The following is a 16,940-nucleotide window of genomic DNA, read 5'->3' on the forward strand; positions in this document are numbered from 1 at the left end:
GTTAGTTATTTTACAAATAAAAATGCCACTCTAAATAGAGTGGCATTTTTTGTTTAATCAGTAATTAATGTATTAAAGATCAAATGTGCGTGAAACAGCAAGTACAATACGCTCATCAGCATAATCGTAATCTAAGCTAGTGTTTTCAGCAGCCACTTCAATACCAAAACCTTCGTAGCTTGTTTGATAAGCTAGGCGGTAGTGCTTATACGATTTTTTCTGGTTTGTATCCCAAGCCCACTTTTCACCATCAAGTGAGTTTGAAATATCAAAACTTGCACGTAGTGCGTGATTTGGAGCTAGTTCATAAGTGTGAGCAACCATTGAAATTACATGACCCGCACCTGTTCCAAAGTAATCCCAGCTATACCAAAAGTTAAGCTCAGTTTGGCCGTATTCACTTGCATAACCAAACTTAGTGTAAGCTTCAGCGTAGTTACCGTCACTGTTATTACCTTGATAAGTGTAATAAGCGATACCGTAATCAACGCTGAATTGCTCATCAAGTTGTACATATTTACCTAAGTAAGCATCAAGCTCAAAATCAGTGTCGTCACCAAAATCTACGTTTGAGGCCCAAACACCAGCGTAAACACCACTATCAAAGGCATAATCTAAGCTGCCTTGAATTGCAGGGTCGCTATCGGTCTGTGTTACACCATTAAAAGTGTAGTCAGACGCTGCAGTGATTGTTGTTGACCAATCAGCTGCTGCAGTTGTTGATAAAAGTGCAAATGGTAGTGCTACTACAAGTTGTTTTAGTTTGTTATTCATTATTAATCCCTAGTGTACTGTGTCTATTTTTGTGTAATCAATTGCGTTTGCTTTTGGTGAGCTATCTATATTCGTTACTGTTTTAAATTTACTGTAACCAATAAAGGCTGCACAGATAAAGAACAAGCCGATAACTAATGCGCCTACCCACTGAATTTGTAAAAATTCTAATTTAAACAATAGTGTAAGTAATGATAGAGCAACAACATTTCCGATTATGTATTTCATTTTGCCAAAACGCTTTACGGTAAAGTTTAGGTTATCTGTATATAAACGCACTAACGAATCAAGTGAGTTAATTACAAATACAATACCTACAAATACCATAGCGAAGTTTTTAATACCTTGAGTTGGGATGCCCGCTTCATGGTAGTGATAAAGTACGCTAAACCAAATCGCAATAGGAATAGAAGGGAAAATCAACATTGCACCTAATACTTGGTATGTTTTAAGTCCACCAACAAAGCGTGATGTAAATTGACCAATCATTATGCTCCACGCAAACCACCAGAATAAGTAAAACTCATGGTAATCATTAAGCGGTAAAACAAATTCATTAATGTTTGCAAAGTAAGTACCAATAGAACCTAAGTTATCTGTAAATGCTGACATTTGACCATCACCTATCACAAATGCGCCAGTCCACATAAAGGCGATTAAAGCTAAGAATAACCACGTAGTAGAAATACTTAAAATACGTACATATTTAATATCAGTACTTGAGTACACAGCAAAACAGATAGCAGCAAACACAATTAAGTAAAACTCAGAAACTATACTTGTTCCATCACCTAATTCGGGTAAATACCACGGTAGGTTTGTAAGCAGCAAATAAGCGGTAAATGCACATGTACCAATAATTACAACGTTATTGATAAATTTAACCCAAGGAATTTCGAAAAATTTCACTTTAGGTTCTATTACACAGAAATAAAAGCACGTAAGAAAGTAAAATCCCCAGATCAAAAATCCCCAGTAGCCAAACTCAATAGCCAGTGGATTTGCAAACGCGTATTCTGGGCTTGCTTTTATGTCTGCATAACCTGCAAACTCAGTTAAAGGAAACATAATAAGGCCAACATCTAGGCCAGAAGTAAATAGTATTGCTATAAAGGTAAAGGTTCGAACAGGTGTTACACCTACTACGCGAACATTACCCCATTTAATTAAAATAGTGATAATAGCAAGTAAGGTAAAAATGATGCCTGCATTAAGCCAAATAGTCATTGTTACCCTCCAGTAATGAATAAAAATAATTCATAAGCACTCCGTATTTTATTGTTTTATTCTCGCATTAACACAACGTAACCTATTTACATCGTGTGCCACTGCAAGGCACGCATTGGTTTAGCCCGACGAGACTAAACCTAAGCATGTGGCTAAAGTTAGATCTCCGTACTACGTTGTGTTTCTTGCCAGTTTGTTGTTATGGCAACATTCACATCCGATTTCTGTAATGGTTCTTTACCTAAAATTATGTCAGCTGCTTTTTCGGCAACCATAATAGTAGGCGCATTCAAGTTTCCGTTAGGAACTGTTGGGAATATAGATGAGTCAACAACACGTAGTCCTTCAATACCATGTACTTGCGTATTTGAATTAACAACGGCCATATCATCTTCACCCATTTTGCATGAGCAAGAAGGGTGGTAGGCACTTTCTACGGCTTGGCGTACAAAGGCATCTATTTCTTCATCTGTTTGAATATGTTTACCTGGTTGAATTTCTTCATCGCGGTATTCATCAAAGGCACTTTGTTCGATTATATCGCGTGTTAAGCGAACGCACGCTCTAAAGCCTTCAATATCGTCTTGGTGTTCAAGGTAATTAAATAAAATGGTTGGTGGTTGCTCAGGGTTCGCAGAAGCAATAGTGACACTACCGCGACTTTTTGGTTTGTTATGACCAACATGTACCTGAAAACCATGACCTGCAAATGCACTTCTACCATCGTAACGCATAGCCGCTGGTAAAAAGTGATATTGAATATCTGGCCATTCAACACCTGGTTTTGAGCGAATAAACGCACACGATTCAAAATGATTCGTTGCACCTAAACCCGAACGCGTTAATAACCAGCGCGCACCAATCAACCCTTTTGAAACAATGCCTAGTTTGCCGTTAAGCGTGATAGGTTGCTTACACTTGTATTGAAAGTAAAACTCAAGATGATCTTGTAAGTTTTGACCTACACCTGGTAGATGATGCTGTACTTCAACGCCTGCTTTTTCAAGCGATTGAGTATCACCAATACCAGAGAGTTGTAAAATATGTGGAGAGCCGATTGGGCCTGCACTTAATATTACGTCTTTTGCAGCATGTGCTGTTTTAACGTCGCCATTTACTTTGTATTCAATGCCTGTGGCTTTTTTACCATCTAAAATCACGCGGTGTGCTAGTGCACCTGTAATAATTGTTAAATTACTACGCGATTTAACAGGGTCTAAATACTCACGCGAAGCAGAGCTGCGCACGCCGTCTTTTACGGTCATGTGCATTGGGCCAAAACCCTCTTGCTGCGATGCATTATAATCATCTGTAGACGCGTAACCGGCTTGTACACCTGCTTTGATAAAGGTGCGGTAAAGCGGGTTTTTCATTTCGTTGCCGTTATTAACGCCAAGCGGGCCTTTGCCACCACGGTAAGTATTTTCACCAAGATAAAAGCTTTCTGCTTTTTGAAAATACGGTAAACACGATTGGTAATCCCAGCCGTTTGCACCGTGTTGCTGCCATTCGTCAAAATCTTTTGCATGGCCACGTACGTATACCATGCCGTTGATAGATGACGAGCCGCCTAATACTTTGCCTCGAGGACAATGCATCTCACGGTTATCTAAATGAGGCTCAGGCTGCGTATGAAACTGCCATGCATATTTGTCACTATTCATAGGAATAGATAACGCGGTTGGCATTTTTATAAAAATACTTTTATCACTACCGCCAGTTTCAAGTAGTAACACGCGGTTACTTGAATCTTCAGATAAACGGTTTGCTAAAACACAACCCGCCGAACCCGCGCCAACAATAATATAGTCGTAATGATTACTCATAGTAGGGCGCCTTAAAATGGACTTTCTATGTCGGCCATACCAACATAAATAGACTTAGTTTGCGTGTATTGATCAAGCGTTTGTATACCATTTTCACGGCCAATACCCGATTGCTTATAACCGCCAACTGGCATTTCAGCCGGTGAGTTACCGTATGCATTAATCCAACAAATACCGGCTTGTAACTTATGAATTACGCGGTGAGCACGTTTAATATCACTCGTAAATACGCCAGCAGCTAAGCCTAGGTGTGTACCGTTAGCGCGTGCAATCACATCGTCTTCGTCGTCAAAAACAAGCACGCTCATTACTGGGCCAAATATCTCTTCTTTAACGATAGTCATGTCGTCATTACAATCAATAAACACAGTCGGTGCTACAAAATAGCCATTAGGTGCAGATTCTGGTGAGAGCGTTGTACCACCAGTTAAAAGCGTTGCACCTTCTTCTATGCCTTTATTAACGTAGCTCATTACTAGTTCTTGATGCTTTTTAGAAATAAGTGCTCCAAAGTTTGTATTTAAATCTTGTGGGTCGCCAGCAATAATGTTTTTCTCAGTGCGCGCTTTAAGCTCATCAATAAATTGCTGATATACATTTTTATGAACGTAAATACGTGTACAGTTAGTACAAATTTCGCCTTGCGTATAAAAGTTACCTAACATAGCAGCGCTAACCGCTTGCTCTATGTTGGCATCATCAAATACTAATAGTGGAGATTTACCACCAAGTTCCATCGTGACATCTTTTAACGTACCGGCAGCACTCGCTACTACTTTTTTACCTGTGCCTACTTCACCCGTAAACGATACTTTATCAATATCGCTATGCTGCGTTAGCCACTGGCCTACATCGCCTGCGCCTTGAACAACATTAAACACACCTGCAGGTACACCAGCTTCAACAAACACTTCTGCAAGTTTAATAGCGCCAAGTGGTGTTTCTTCAGATGGTTTAAATATAAATGCATTACCAGCAGCAAGGGCAGGGCCCGACTTCCAACATGCAATTTGTAGTGGATAGTTCCATGCACCTATACCCGCACAGATACCTAATGGCTCTTTACGTGTGTAGTAAAAGTCATCACCAACTATTTGTTGTTGGCCTACTTGTGCTGGCGCAAGGCCTGCAAAGTATTCAATTACATCAGCGCCGGTTTCAATATCAACACAATTAGCTTCTTGCATTGGTTTGCCGGTGTCGAGTACTTCTACAAGTGCTAGCTCATCATTGCGCTCGCGTAAAATAGCCACTGCTTTTAATAAAATACGACTACGTTCAATAGGTGTCATTGCTGACCACTGTGCAAAACCTTGCTTTGCACTGGCAATGGCTGCGTTTTGAATAAATTCGTCGGCAATTTCTACTGCGTAAATAACCTCACCCGTTGCTGGGTTTGTTACATCAAATGTTTTGCCGCTCTGGTTTGCAAGAAAATGGCCGTTAATAAAATTTTGATAGACAGGTGTAGTCACGCTAGGCTCCATATTGCTTGATAAGTGAAAGTACATAGCTTTTTGCTAACTTTTCACTGTGTTTAAACTGATTATTGTCTGATTTACTCAGTACTGCTCTTAACCATAGGCCATCGATCATTGCGGCGCTAAGTTCTGCAGCTTGATTTGCTTGCTCAATAGGCATTAATTGCTTAAAAGAAAATGCTAAATTACTTTGCAAGCGTTTACTGTTTACGTTTTGTAGTCTGTGTAATTCTTCATCATGCATCGATTGCGCCCAAAAACTTAACCACGTTCGGGTTGTATCATTACGCTGTTGTACAAGCGCAAAGTTGGCTTCGATAATAAACATTAAACGCTCAATGGCAGTGGTTTGATGATTTACCTTACTTATTAAGCCTTGCTTTAAGCTTGTTAGTAAGTATCTAACCGTGGCTTCAATTAACCCCTGCTTACCATTAAAATAATGACTAATGATACCTGACGACAAACCTGCATTTTTACTAATGCTGTTTATAGTTGTGCCTTGTAGTCCCTTAGTAGCAACTGACTCTATAGTTGCGTCAATTAGCTGCTGACGTCTGACAGGTTCCATTCCGACTTTAGGCATAATTTTTATTAATTGAACGTTCAATAAACATAAGCTTAAGGTAATAGCTCTAACAATTCAAGGCTGAAGTAAATACCTAGATGCCAAAATGTAGATTAATCATTAATAAAAGAGCAATTAATAGGACAAAGAAGATGTGGTTTTTATTTGTTTAATTTTATTTAAAACAGTAGCTTGAGAATTTAATTTTTAAATTTAATAATAGTAATGATTTGTTTACAGCAATAAATGAATAAAATGTCAAAAAACCATTAGAACAATAATAGTTAGAGTACTAATAGTATTATTTTGATACAAAAGAACACTAAACCTGCAATTGCTTAGTGCTCTAATAAATTTATATGGAGAGTAAACTTTGTGGTTTTATCGCTTTAAAGCGCTTGGTATTGAAAGGTTAGGCATTATTAATAACGCCTTTAAAAAGTAGGGGGTAACGTCTTAGTCTATTGCCAATGTAGTCATCAGCTAAAATTTGCTGGCAAATGAAATCAATATCTTTGCTTGCTTCAAATACCCAATCAAAGCGCTCTATAGCCAGTAAAAAACCACGCTTTAAATGAGTTTGAGAACGGTACTGTTCTAGGTTGTCTTGAATAATAGAGACTTTACTTGGATTAGCTTTAAGCTCTTCTACTACTTGATTAATAAAAGTAGTATTGAGCTTACTGGTCGGGCGGTGTCTTAGTTTTCGTGGGTGCATTAGCTCTCGTTTGCAATGTTATATAATTTTTTCAAAAAGTCGTCTTTATGCTTTTCATGCTCGTAGTCAAGGTGGTAAGTATTATGAAAACCTAAGCGCAGTTCTACGCCGCTACCTTGTAGGTATACTGTGTAACCGTCTACGTCTGAATATGCAGTAACTCCCTGATAATGTTTGCCTTCATCAGTCATTTCACCTTTTTGAATTATGCGTTCATATACGGCTAAAATCTGTTTATTGTCGAGTTCGTTTTTCATGTTTTATACCTTTTATTAAAAAGCTAATACGATATAGATATGAGGGTCGATCATCTTAAAAACAATAGCTAAAAAAATGTGATATTGCTTTGTAATTTGGCCTTTTTAAATTATGCTCAAAATTCATTTATTGTTGAGCTTACACCATGATAGACAAGGCGTTACTACTAAAAACTCGTGAGTTATCGGATCAATTAATTGCATTGCAAACGCCTATTAGGATACTCGATGCTATTAATTGGGATAAACAAACTAAAGAGGAGTTTTTTAGACAAAAATGTCAAAAAAATCCACTGATCGATCGTGCATACTATCAACAGCGCGATCTTGGTTTTGTACCTAGCGAGTTACGCCAAGCGTTTTCTACTTTGCACCGTAACATTATTAACCAATTGGGGCAGTTAAATCCCATAGCTCAATACATGGGAAAAATGTGCACAGAGTATAAAACAGTATTAAGTATGCTTGAGTATCGTGGCACACCAGAGTTTCATGACTTATCGGTGGAGTTATTTGGTCACCCTAAAGATTTATTTCATGCCGGTGAGCCCTCACTTTCTGAGCTAGCTAATATGCTAGATAAACCCCTGCAAAATTTACTTATAGCCGACATACTGCCTGACGACCCTAAAAATATTGATGCTGTTGATGCAGTGCGTATTCTGTCTGAGCAAGTAACCGCTAGTATGGCAGGCATAAACGTAGAGGTAATGCTTAGCGATGGTATTGTTAGTGATGCAGCCGCAGGTGCTAATAATATAAAGCTTAATCAAGATGTTAAGTTTTCTCAGCGTGAACTTGATATCTTAGAAGTTCACGAAGGGTGGATACACGTCGGTACCACTCAAAATGGTTTAGCTCAGCCTTATTTAACGTGTTTGAGTAAAGGCACGCCTAGCTCTACTATTACTCAAGAAGGCCTAGCGGTATTAACCGAAATTATTACTTTAAAATCGACCCCAAGGCGCTTATCTAAATTAGTTAACCGTATTCAGGCCGTTACAAAGGTAATAGATGGCGCTGAGTTTGTAGATATTTACCGTGATTACGTAGCGCAAGGTTTATCAAAAGATGACAGCTACACACTTGCGCAGCGTGTATTTAGAGGCAGTACGCCAACAGGTTTGCCTTTTACAAAAGATATTGCCTACATTAAAGGCTTTGTATTGGTTTATAACTTAATACGCGTTGCAATACAGCTTGGTCGAATAGATAGACTCCCTTTATTACTGGTAGGTAAAATATCGATAGATGATTTTAGATTAATATCGCAGCTTCATGATTTAGGTGTAATAGAGAGCCCACAATTTGTACCACCACACTTTAAAGACTTACGTGGTTTGGCAACTTGGTTGAGCTTTGGCCGCTTTATTGGCGATTTATCGTTTGAAAAGTTAGAAAACGATTATAAACCGTTATTTTTATAATTAATCAACATAACCTACCGACATAAAAAAAGCCCATAACGGGCTTTTTAAATAAAGTACTTTAGGTTTTGCTATCGAGCATTGGTGCTTTCAAATATTTTGTCAGCTGAGGCTGCAACAAAACCAGTATAAAGCTCACCGTCGGCTTTAGGGTAACGAATAGCAAACTCATAAAAACAGCTAGGGATGCTCATATCACCGTCACTAAAGGTAACAGAGTATTCATCAGCAAGTGTTGACGATTGCTCTAGTAACACCTCTGGTGAGCCTTTAACTTCACCGCCTGACGTATTAAGCGAAAAGCCGGCGTCTTTTAGGGCTTGGTTAACATCATGAATGTTATCAAACTTAGCAAGCGTATTAATATTTACGGTAAAGTGATTGGCACGGTAACCCCACGCCGACATCCACGCTGCATATTCGCTTTCAGCTAGCAGTTGTTTGTAAGTATCGGTGCTTACTTGCCAATGCGTGCCTGAATATAAAAAGTTGTCTGCTGTAACTGCACTTTCGTCAATTTGACTTACCATATCTGTCACGATGGCTTGTAACTCTGGCGAGCATTTTTCTACTAATAGTTCAGAGATAAATACTTTTGGCTGATTAGGATCGCTATGCTCATAGTGTTTTGCGTAAAGTTTTTTAGCTTCAAAGTGGTACTCACCACATTCTTTGTAACCAATTGCTAAAAAGTGAGCGGCGAGCTTTTCAAGACCCACTTTTTCTATATTAAATGTACGCAGCGCAATATGATCGTTAATGATGTCATCTTTTTGCGTTGACCCTAAAAGGTCATGAATTTTATCTGCCGATGGAGTTACGTTTAAATAGTTTTCCCAAAGGTTCTCAAATAATGTGTTTACATCAGTATGCATGTTAAGTCCTTAAATCTAAAATTTGGTTTTATTGCTTATTCAATTACTAAGCCCGGCGCTAGGGTTTGCGGTAAGCTCACTTTGTCTGACTCCACAGATGCGACAGGGTATGCGCAATAATCGGCGGCATAGTATGCACTTGCTCTGTGATTACCACTGGCGCCAATACCGCCAAATGGAGCTGCACTAGAGGCACCTGTAATGGGGCGGTTCCAGTTAACAATACCGGCACGAATGCGCTTTAAAAAGTGAGTGTAGTCATCTTCACTGTCGCTAAGTAAACCTGCAGATAAACCAAAGCTTGTGTTGTTGGCTTCAATAATTGCGCTGTCAAAGTCGGTATAACGATACACTTTAATTAGCGGTCCAAAATGCTCTTCATCTGGCATGTCGGTAATGCTTGTTACATCAATAATGCCCGGGCTTACAAAACCTGTGCCTGGTTTTAATTGCTTAAGTTCAACAAGGATTTGTGCACCTTTTGAGACTAATTCACTTTGCGCGGCGACCATACCCAGTGCTGCTTTTTCGCTTATCATTGCACCCATAAAAGGCTGCTCTGTAGCAAAGCTGTCGTCTACAACTATATTTTTAGTTGCGCTTATTAGCTTTTCTAAAATAGCATCGCCGTTGGCTGATTTTTCAATAAATAAGCGGCGTGCACACGTACAGCGCTGACCTGAGGTAATAAAGCCTGATTGAATAATATCGTGCACAGCAGCGCTTACATCACTCACATCTTTTACAATCAGTGGATTATTACCGCCCATTTCAAGCGCTAAAATTTTGCCAGGGTGTCCTGCAAACTGTTTATGTAATAAGTGGCCTGTGTTTGAGCTACCGGTAAAAAACAAGCCATCTATCTCTTTATGAGAAGCAAGCGCTTTACCAGTTTCAATTTCACCTTGCACAAGGTTAATAACACCCGCTGGCAAACCTGCTTTTAACCAAAGTGAGAGGGTAAATTCTGCAACGTGTGGAGTCAATTCTGATGGCTTAAATACAACAGTATTACCGGCTAAAATTGCAGGAACAATATGCCCGTTTGGTAAATGCCCCGGAAAGTTATATGGGCCAAAAATAGCCACAACGCCATGCGGTTTGTGTCTAATAAACGCTTTAGCACCGGGCATTGGGTTTTCGGTTGTACCTGTACGCTCATGGTACGCTTTTACAGATATAGCTACTTTACCTGTCATTGCGCCCACTTCGGTGCGGGTTTCCCATAATGGCTTACCCGTTTCGCGTGCAATAATAGTAGCAAATTCTTCGCTGTGTTCTTTTAATTGTGCTGCGAAGTTTTCTAAAATGGCGATACGCTCTTTAAGTGGTTTGTCTGCCCATTGTAATTGCGCGGCTCTAGCTGCTTTTATAGCTGAATTTACTTGATCAGTGTTTGCGCCATTACCTTGCCATACCACATCGCCATTACTTGGATTGATTGACTCAAATGCTGGACCAAGTCCCACATGCCACTGATTATTAATTAGGTGTGTATTCATAAATTATTTACAGGCGGAAAAATCGCGCTGCATCTCCTTGGCTTAAATTAAGCGCATTAGCCACATCTTGGCTAATGACGAGGGTATGTTTTGCATGATTGTAGTGTGCTTCTTTGGTAAATGTTGCTCTAAAGCCACTTACGCCTTGATTACATACAGCCAGCGTATCAGAGCTATTTTGTGATATGTGATCAAGCTCACCAATAGTAATAGGGCAAACTTGAGAGTCGCGAATGCTGCGAATATTACCAAGCTTTGCTTCAACCGTTGGGCCTGCGTCAAATAAATCAACGTAGCCTCTGTGCTCAAAACCTTCTTTTTCTAATAATTTTAGCGCAGGTTTTGTTTTTTCATGCACATGCCCAATAACTGCTTGGGCTTTTTTACTAAGCAAGTTCACATAAATAGGGTATTTAGGCATTAACTCGCTAATAAACACCTTATCGCCTAAGCCAACTAAGTGATCCGCTTGTGGAAATTCGATACTAAAAAAGTGCTCTTGTAGCCATTGCCAAAAAGGAGAATGACCGTCTTCGTCGCTAACACCGCGCATTTCTGCGATAACAGTATCGGCAAAACGCTCGCTGTGCTGAGCCATAAACAAAAAGCGTGAACGAGATAAAAATCGACCTGTTAAACCTTTACGGCTATTTTCGCGCAAAAATAATGTACATATTTCTGAGCAACCAGTGTAGTCGTTACACATGCTTAAAATATCAACGGTGTTATATACATTTAAAGTAGGCGAGTGGTGTACTGTTTTACCCAAATGATAATGATATAAAGGCACCGATAAACCTACTGCGGCTTCTATAGCGGTTGTGCCAATAACGTCACCTGTTTCACTGTCTTCTAAAACAAATAAATAGCTTTCATCAAGTGGCTGGTTAATGTTTTTGGCAAAGCTTTTTTCAGCACGTTCAATTTTTTCTTTAAGCTGTGCATCGTCCACAGGCAAAGAGGTAAACCCATGACCGGATTCAATCGCTATTTGTTTAAGCGCGTCAAAATCATTGGCAGTAATAGGACGTAATACTTGCATTTATTGCTTGCTCCAATAGCACGCCTGTAGGCGTGCTAATTTAAACTATATTAACCGTTTACTACGTCGCTAACGGCTTTTTCAAAGCGCGCTAAGCCTTCTTTAATATCTTCAAACGGAATAATTAAAGACGGTGTAAAACGAATTACATTCATACCCGCTACAAGATTCATCAAACCATTATTAGCACTGGCTACTAAAAAGTCGCGTGCGCGACCTTCAAATTTGTCATTTAGTACTGCGCCAATTAATAAGCCTTTACCACGTACTTCGCTAAATACGTTGTATTTTTCGTTAATTGCGTTTAATCCGTCACGGAATAATTGCTCGCGCTCTTTAACACCGTTTAGTACGTCTGGTGTATTTACTGTATCAAATGCCGCTTCGGCCACAGCACAAGCAAGTGCGTTTCCGCCATAAGTAGAACCGTGAGTACCAATTTTTAAATGCTCAGCAATAGGTGTACGAGTGATCATAGCGCCAATAGGAAAACCACCACCCAATGCTTTTGCCGTTGTTAAAATGTCAGGAACAACCCCTAAACCTTCATAAGCGTATAAATCGCCTGTGCGACCAACACCCGTTTGTACTTCATCAAAAATAAGTAACGCGTTATGTTTAGTACAAAGTTCGCGTACTTTTTTAGCAAATTCATCTGTTGGTGAAATAATACCGCCTTCACCTTGTAATGGTTCCATCATAACAGCACATGTTTTATCGCTGATCAGCGCTTCAAATGCCGCTATATCGTTAAAATCACAATGTACTATGTCAGCAGGTTTTGGACCAAAGCCATCTGAATAAGCCGCTTGCCCGCCCACAGTTACTGTAAAGAATGTGCGACCATGGAAACCTTTATTAAATGCAATAATTTGCGTTTTTTCAGCGCCATATACGTCCAATGCATAACGACGAGCTAATTTAAGAGCGGCTTCGTTTGCTTCTGCGCCTGAGTTTGCAAAGTAAACTTTATCAGCAAATGTTGCTTCAACCATTTTTTGAGCTAAACGAAGTGCTGGCTCATTGGTCATAACATTTGATAAATGCCAAATTTTTTCGCCTTGCTCTTTTAATGCTTTAACTAATGCAGGATGACAGTGACCCAAACAGTTAACGGCAATACCACCGGCAAAATCAATGAACTCATTGTTATTTTGATCCCAAACGCGTGAACCTTCACCACGAACTGGAATGATTGCTGATGGATTATAGTTTGGTACCATTACGTCGTTAAATAAGTCTCTTGTTACTTGCATTTTTACACCTAAATTTAATGGGCTTAGATAAAAGATTAGTTGCTAACTCAAAGAAGAATATAGCCTTTATTCTTCAGCAAACACGTTATTATTTCTTGTAGAGGTCATTATCGAAGGTTAGCTGTTAAAATTGCAGTGCTATTTTGTGAAAAATGATTAAAATAAAAGTCAAAATAACGAAGAAAATAACCATTATGATAACTCCACAAGACGAGAAACTACTTTCTGTACTAAAAACAAACGCAAGAGCGAGTATTTCTGATCTTGCACGAATGCTTGACTTGTCTCGTTCAACAGTACAGAGCCGAATGCTCAAATTAGAAGAAACCGGTGTAATTAAAGGCTATAGCGTTGATTACGGTGACGACTACCTTAGTAAAATGGTATCAGCTCATGTGTCTATAAAAGTAAGACAAAAATTAACAACTAAAACAAACATTGAGCTTAAGCAAATTGATGCTATTTCACAGCTATATGCCATAAGTGGTGAGTTTGATTTAATTGCGGTGGTACAGGCTCAAAATTTAGAACAGCTTAGTCATTTGTTGGACGATATAGGAAATCTTGATGGGGTGGAGCGCACAACATCTTCTGTTATTTTAGAAACTAAATTTAAGCGCTAGAGTCAGTGAGTTTTTTGTTTTAGTCGTTAAGTGAACACTCGGTATACTCTAGGTCAATAATAAAAAGGCTAGGGTCTGTTGAACCTTCAAGGTTAAATTAACAGCCCCCAAAAGATTCTTCCTAGGCGCTATTTTCTCTTGGTTGCCTACATAGATGCAGGGTAGGGGACGTGAGCAGGGCGCGGAAGCTTTGCTCGGTTTTTATTTATTCTTACATGGATGTAAGCAATTAGAATAACGCAGGAGCAGTTATCGAGCACACTAGCTTATAAATCTTGCGCCGCAATTAAATAGCACCTAGTTTGAACAAATTTTTATCCACAAAGATAAACAGACCCTAGATATAAATGCATTAATTTAAATATTTAAGCGTGCTTTTTATAAGTTAATAGCAATAAATCATAGATTTAAATATTGAAGCTATTGATAAGGTACAAAATTTTGTAAAGAAAATTAATACTTTTTTATATGCATGACTATACTTGTTTTAATTTGTACATTATTTAGCAATGGATTATGCCCGCATATCTTTTCACTCTTTTGTTAGGTTTAACTGGGCCTCTCCAGTTTGGGACAAACTTACCCACCACAGCTCCTAATAATGCAGTCAACCAAGTCGAGTGTATTTTATTTGAAATGGGAGCGCCTTTTCAGCTACAAACCTTGCCATGGTTACGTGCACGTCGAGAAGTAAAGTTAGAGCGCTTAGATGGATATTTCACAACCCATTTAATGCCTGAAATGAAAGCTTATGGACGTATATCATCCCCCATTTTTTTAGAAAGCTGGTACTGGTTCACTCACCCAGAGAGCATTAATAAACCAAAAAATAAAATGCGTTATGGTGCAGTAAGAGGAAGTTATCAAGCAAATTGGTTTAAAACTCAGAATATTATTGCTGAGGTAGAAGTAAATTCATTAGAAGAAATAGTAAATGTAATGCACCATAAACGGATTGATAGAATCCTACTTGATTTAGACGATTTTGAATTAGCAGCCTCTAAGCTAGGGATCAATAAAGACGAGTACCAAAAAGAATTTTTTAGATATGTACCTTTGGGATTATTTGCTTCGCATTCACTTATCAAACGCCTTCCTGAATTTATGCAGCAGTTCGATGAAAATATAAATACTTGTGCGCAAGCTCCATTTTCACTATCAAAAAGTGAAGAAACGCAAATACTTGATAGGCTCTACAGTAGCGCTAAAACCTTATTAAACTTACCTAGTTTAGTCGAAGAAGTTCAAATAAGTAATGAGTCTCCTTTGAGTGAGCCTGAAATTATGAAACGAGACCAGCTATGGATAAAAGAAAGTAAACACGTTGGGCATGCTGATGCGTTAACTATGCTTGATTTACCGTTATCTAAGGTATTTAAAAAATGGCAATCGCAGTTTAAAGGTGTTGTTACTGAGCTTATATTGACTGATAGCCAAGGAAAAAATATAGCAATAAGTAAGTTAACCAGTGATTACTGGCAAGGAGATGAGAATAAGTTTACTAAAATATTTAAACAGTCAAAGGACTATAACTTTGATAGCGTTACATATGATGCATCAACACATCATTTTCAAGTACAGCTAAGTTTTCCTGTTTTAGATAATAATAGCCATATTGGAGTGTTGATTTTAGGTGTTGATGTAGAAAAAGCACTCCATTCGTCAAACGAAAAGAGTAACTAACTCGATACCTTTTACATAAGTTAGCTAAGCTTTGGAACTTTTGCTTAGCTAACATTATATTATGGATGTATTTTTTCTGAGGTCGGCTTTTTTCTTATAATTTCTTTTTTGGCTTCATCAAGCTTTATAAAATAAGCATTACCGCCAATACCTTTAAACTCTTCATCTGTAAATACAATAGTATTGTCATCAAAAAAAGTGACAGCTTCTTTTTGAGTTACTATTCCTAAGTCAATTTTTGATACATCGCCAGAAAAAAACTTATCACCCTCAAAATTTTCGAATAACCAAATACTGGTTGAATCAAGTAATATCAGCTTTTTACGATCAGGGCTTAAAGCAGCCGATGTTATCCAGCATAGCTTTTCTAAAGTGGTACATGTTTTAAATGAATCTATTAACTCGGCTTTAAAATTAGCAGCATGATCGCCCACTTTATAAACCTTAGTAATACCATCAAATGGCTCTGTGCGGTTTTTAGTAAATAAATATAAGTGACGTCCTAGAGCTACAAATGCCTCTAAATCAAAATTACGGTTATTGGGCTTTATAGGACTGCCATCCATTTCGGGGTAGGTAAACTTAATTATTTCTGCTTGAGTCGTATCTGTTTTTATATCTATCGGGTTTTCTATTTTATAAATAGTGAGCCATCTACGATCGTTTTTGTTGTTACCAAAATCGCCTAAAAAGAAGTGCCCAAATTTGTTTTGGGTCATGTCTTCCCAATCAATGTTTTTAGCGTTTTCAACTAAAATTTCTTTAGCAATAGAACCGTCTTTATTGAGTCTGTATAGCTTTGGTTCATTGCCTCCGTCGTTAATAGCCCATAAACGTTGCTGTTTATCAAATTCTATTCCTGATATTTCTTTTAATTTAGGGTCAACTGAAATTTCTTTTTTACTGTATAGGGTATAAATTGAGGTACCAATAAATGCAGCTACAACTAAAAAAATGATGGTGGTAGTTATTAAAATGGTTTTTTTCAACATGAAATTAATGATATTTCAGAGTATTAGAATGATGTGTATTATCCATGATGAAGTAATATAAAAAAAGTAATTTAGGATTTTAAATTTTCTTCGGATATTTGCAGCTATAAATATTTATATATTGAACTAATGAGGTTTTTAATAGTTTGTTGGTTTGAATATTGCTCTGTATGTTAAGTATCATTTAAAGCGTATTGTATATAAGGTTAATGCACCTTTTTGGTGCAATTGAAATATTATTTGCACTGTAATAAAGCGTAAATAAAGTTTTGTTTAACTAATAACACGTTTAATGATTTTTAGATGGTTACCACATCGCCTTTTTGTTTAGTTGTATGGCCTGTGGCAAAGATTAAGTACCCTTTTTGGTTTAGTTGGAGCCTGCTATGTTGAATAAACGTTTTTTTAAAACAAAAGATGAAGCTGAAGTTACTTTTGAATTTTCTCATCCAGAGGCAGAAGAAGTTTGCTTATTAGGTGAATTTAATGATTGGAAACCAGTGCCAATGAAGCTTTATAAAAAACAAGGTGTGTTTAAATTTAAGCAACGCTTACCTATCGATCAACAATTTCACTTTCGTTATCTGATTAATGGAGACATTTGGGATAACGACCATCAAGCTGACGGTTATATCGGCAATACATTTGGCACAGAAAACAGCATAGTAAATACTCAACGCACTAATTAA

At 38.0% G+C, this 16,940-nt stretch carries 16 protein-coding genes; 4 read left to right on the forward strand and 12 right to left on the reverse strand.

What is annotated here, in order from left to right; translation table 11 throughout:
- Window positions 1-72: 72 nt before the first annotated feature.
- From H5092_RS04655 to H5092_RS04685, 7 genes are all read right to left on the reverse strand, one after another.
- Window positions 73-774: a TorF family putative porin gene (locus tag H5092_RS04655; protein ID WP_024603578.1), complete on the reverse strand. Its 702-nt coding sequence runs from the start codon at window positions 772-774 to the stop codon at window positions 73-75.
- A gap of 9 nt (window positions 775-783) precedes the next feature.
- On the reverse strand, window positions 784-2,001 hold the full coding sequence (locus tag H5092_RS04660; RefSeq protein WP_182712445.1) for a BCCT family transporter: 1,218 nt from the start codon (window positions 1,999-2,001) through the stop codon (window positions 784-786).
- A 158-nt stretch (window positions 2,002-2,159) separates the two neighbouring features.
- Window positions 2,160-3,827 (reverse strand): choline dehydrogenase, encoded by a 1,668-nt coding sequence (betA, locus tag H5092_RS04665; RefSeq protein WP_182732979.1) that lies wholly within the window; start codon window positions 3,825-3,827, stop codon window positions 2,160-2,162.
- 11 nt (window positions 3,828-3,838) lie between these two features.
- Window positions 3,839-5,302, reverse strand: coding sequence for a betaine-aldehyde dehydrogenase (gene betB / locus H5092_RS04670; RefSeq protein ID WP_182732980.1), 1,464 nt, complete (start codon window positions 5,300-5,302; stop codon window positions 3,839-3,841).
- A 1-nt stretch (window position 5,303) separates the two neighbouring features.
- On the reverse strand, window positions 5,304-5,879 hold the full coding sequence (betI, locus tag H5092_RS04675) for a transcriptional regulator BetI (protein ID WP_002958618.1): 576 nt from the start codon (window positions 5,877-5,879) through the stop codon (window positions 5,304-5,306).
- 409 nt (window positions 5,880-6,288) lie between these two features.
- Window positions 6,289-6,594 carry a hypothetical protein gene (locus H5092_RS04680; protein WP_002958617.1) on the reverse strand — a complete coding sequence of 102 codons (306 nt, stop codon included), beginning with the start codon at window positions 6,592-6,594 and terminating at the stop codon, window positions 6,289-6,291.
- A complete protein-coding gene (locus tag H5092_RS04685) occupies window positions 6,594-6,851 on the reverse strand; it encodes a DUF3081 domain-containing protein (RefSeq protein ID WP_182732981.1) in 258 nt (85 codons plus the stop codon). Before H5092_RS04685 ends, H5092_RS04680 begins: the two co-directional genes overlap by 1 nt.
- 146 nt (window positions 6,852-6,997) lie before the next feature.
- Between H5092_RS04685 and H5092_RS04690 the strand changes: the two genes are divergently transcribed.
- On the forward strand, window positions 6,998-8,278 hold the full coding sequence (locus tag H5092_RS04690; protein ID WP_002958615.1) for a flavohemoglobin expression-modulating QEGLA motif protein: 1,281 nt from the start codon (window positions 6,998-7,000) through the stop codon (window positions 8,276-8,278).
- 71 nt (window positions 8,279-8,349) lie between these two features.
- Here the strand turns inward: H5092_RS04690 and H5092_RS04695 are convergent, their stop codons facing one another.
- From H5092_RS04695 to H5092_RS04710, 4 genes are read right to left on the reverse strand one after another with little or no spacing between them, the layout of a single operon-like run.
- Window positions 8,350-9,153, reverse strand: coding sequence for a DUF1338 domain-containing protein (locus H5092_RS04695; RefSeq protein WP_165724039.1), 804 nt, complete (start codon window positions 9,151-9,153; stop codon window positions 8,350-8,352).
- 35 nt (window positions 9,154-9,188) lie between these two features.
- A complete protein-coding gene (gene astD, locus H5092_RS04700; RefSeq protein WP_182732982.1) occupies window positions 9,189-10,655 on the reverse strand; it encodes a succinylglutamate-semialdehyde dehydrogenase in 1,467 nt (488 codons plus the stop codon).
- Between the two features lie 7 nt (window positions 10,656-10,662).
- Complete coding sequence (astA, locus tag H5092_RS04705) at window positions 10,663-11,697, reverse strand: arginine N-succinyltransferase (RefSeq protein WP_182732983.1); 1,035 nt, start codon at window positions 11,695-11,697, stop codon at window positions 10,663-10,665.
- Window positions 11,698-11,747: 50 nt separating this feature from the next.
- Window positions 11,748-12,953 carry an aspartate aminotransferase family protein gene (locus tag H5092_RS04710; protein WP_165724041.1) on the reverse strand — a complete coding sequence of 402 codons (1,206 nt, stop codon included), beginning with the start codon at window positions 12,951-12,953 and terminating at the stop codon, window positions 11,748-11,750.
- 194 nt (window positions 12,954-13,147) lie between these two features.
- Between H5092_RS04710 and H5092_RS04715 the strand changes: the two genes are divergently transcribed.
- Both H5092_RS04715 and H5092_RS04720 read left to right on the forward strand, forming a co-directional pair.
- Complete coding sequence (locus H5092_RS04715) at window positions 13,148-13,576, forward strand: Lrp/AsnC family transcriptional regulator (RefSeq protein WP_002958609.1); 429 nt, start codon at window positions 13,148-13,150, stop codon at window positions 13,574-13,576.
- Between the two features lie 516 nt (window positions 13,577-14,092).
- Window positions 14,093-15,259, forward strand: a complete 1,167-nt coding sequence (locus H5092_RS04720; protein ID WP_165724042.1) for a cellulose-binding family II protein — start codon at window positions 14,093-14,095, stop codon at window positions 15,257-15,259.
- Between the two features lie 59 nt (window positions 15,260-15,318).
- Here H5092_RS04720 and H5092_RS04725 read toward each other — a convergent pair whose 3' ends face one another.
- Window positions 15,319-16,251: a hypothetical protein gene (locus H5092_RS04725; RefSeq protein ID WP_024595451.1), complete on the reverse strand. Its 933-nt coding sequence runs from the start codon at window positions 16,249-16,251 to the stop codon at window positions 15,319-15,321.
- A gap of 386 nt (window positions 16,252-16,637) precedes the next feature.
- Here H5092_RS04725 and H5092_RS04730 point away from each other — a divergent pair, with 386 nt between their 5' ends.
- Complete coding sequence (locus H5092_RS04730; RefSeq protein WP_024595450.1) at window positions 16,638-16,940, forward strand: isoamylase early set domain-containing protein; 303 nt, start codon at window positions 16,638-16,640, stop codon at window positions 16,938-16,940.

It is taken from the genome of Pseudoalteromonas sp. SR41-7, from assembly GCF_014163935.1.
GTDB lineage: Bacteria > Pseudomonadota > Gammaproteobacteria > Enterobacterales > Alteromonadaceae > Pseudoalteromonas > Pseudoalteromonas distincta.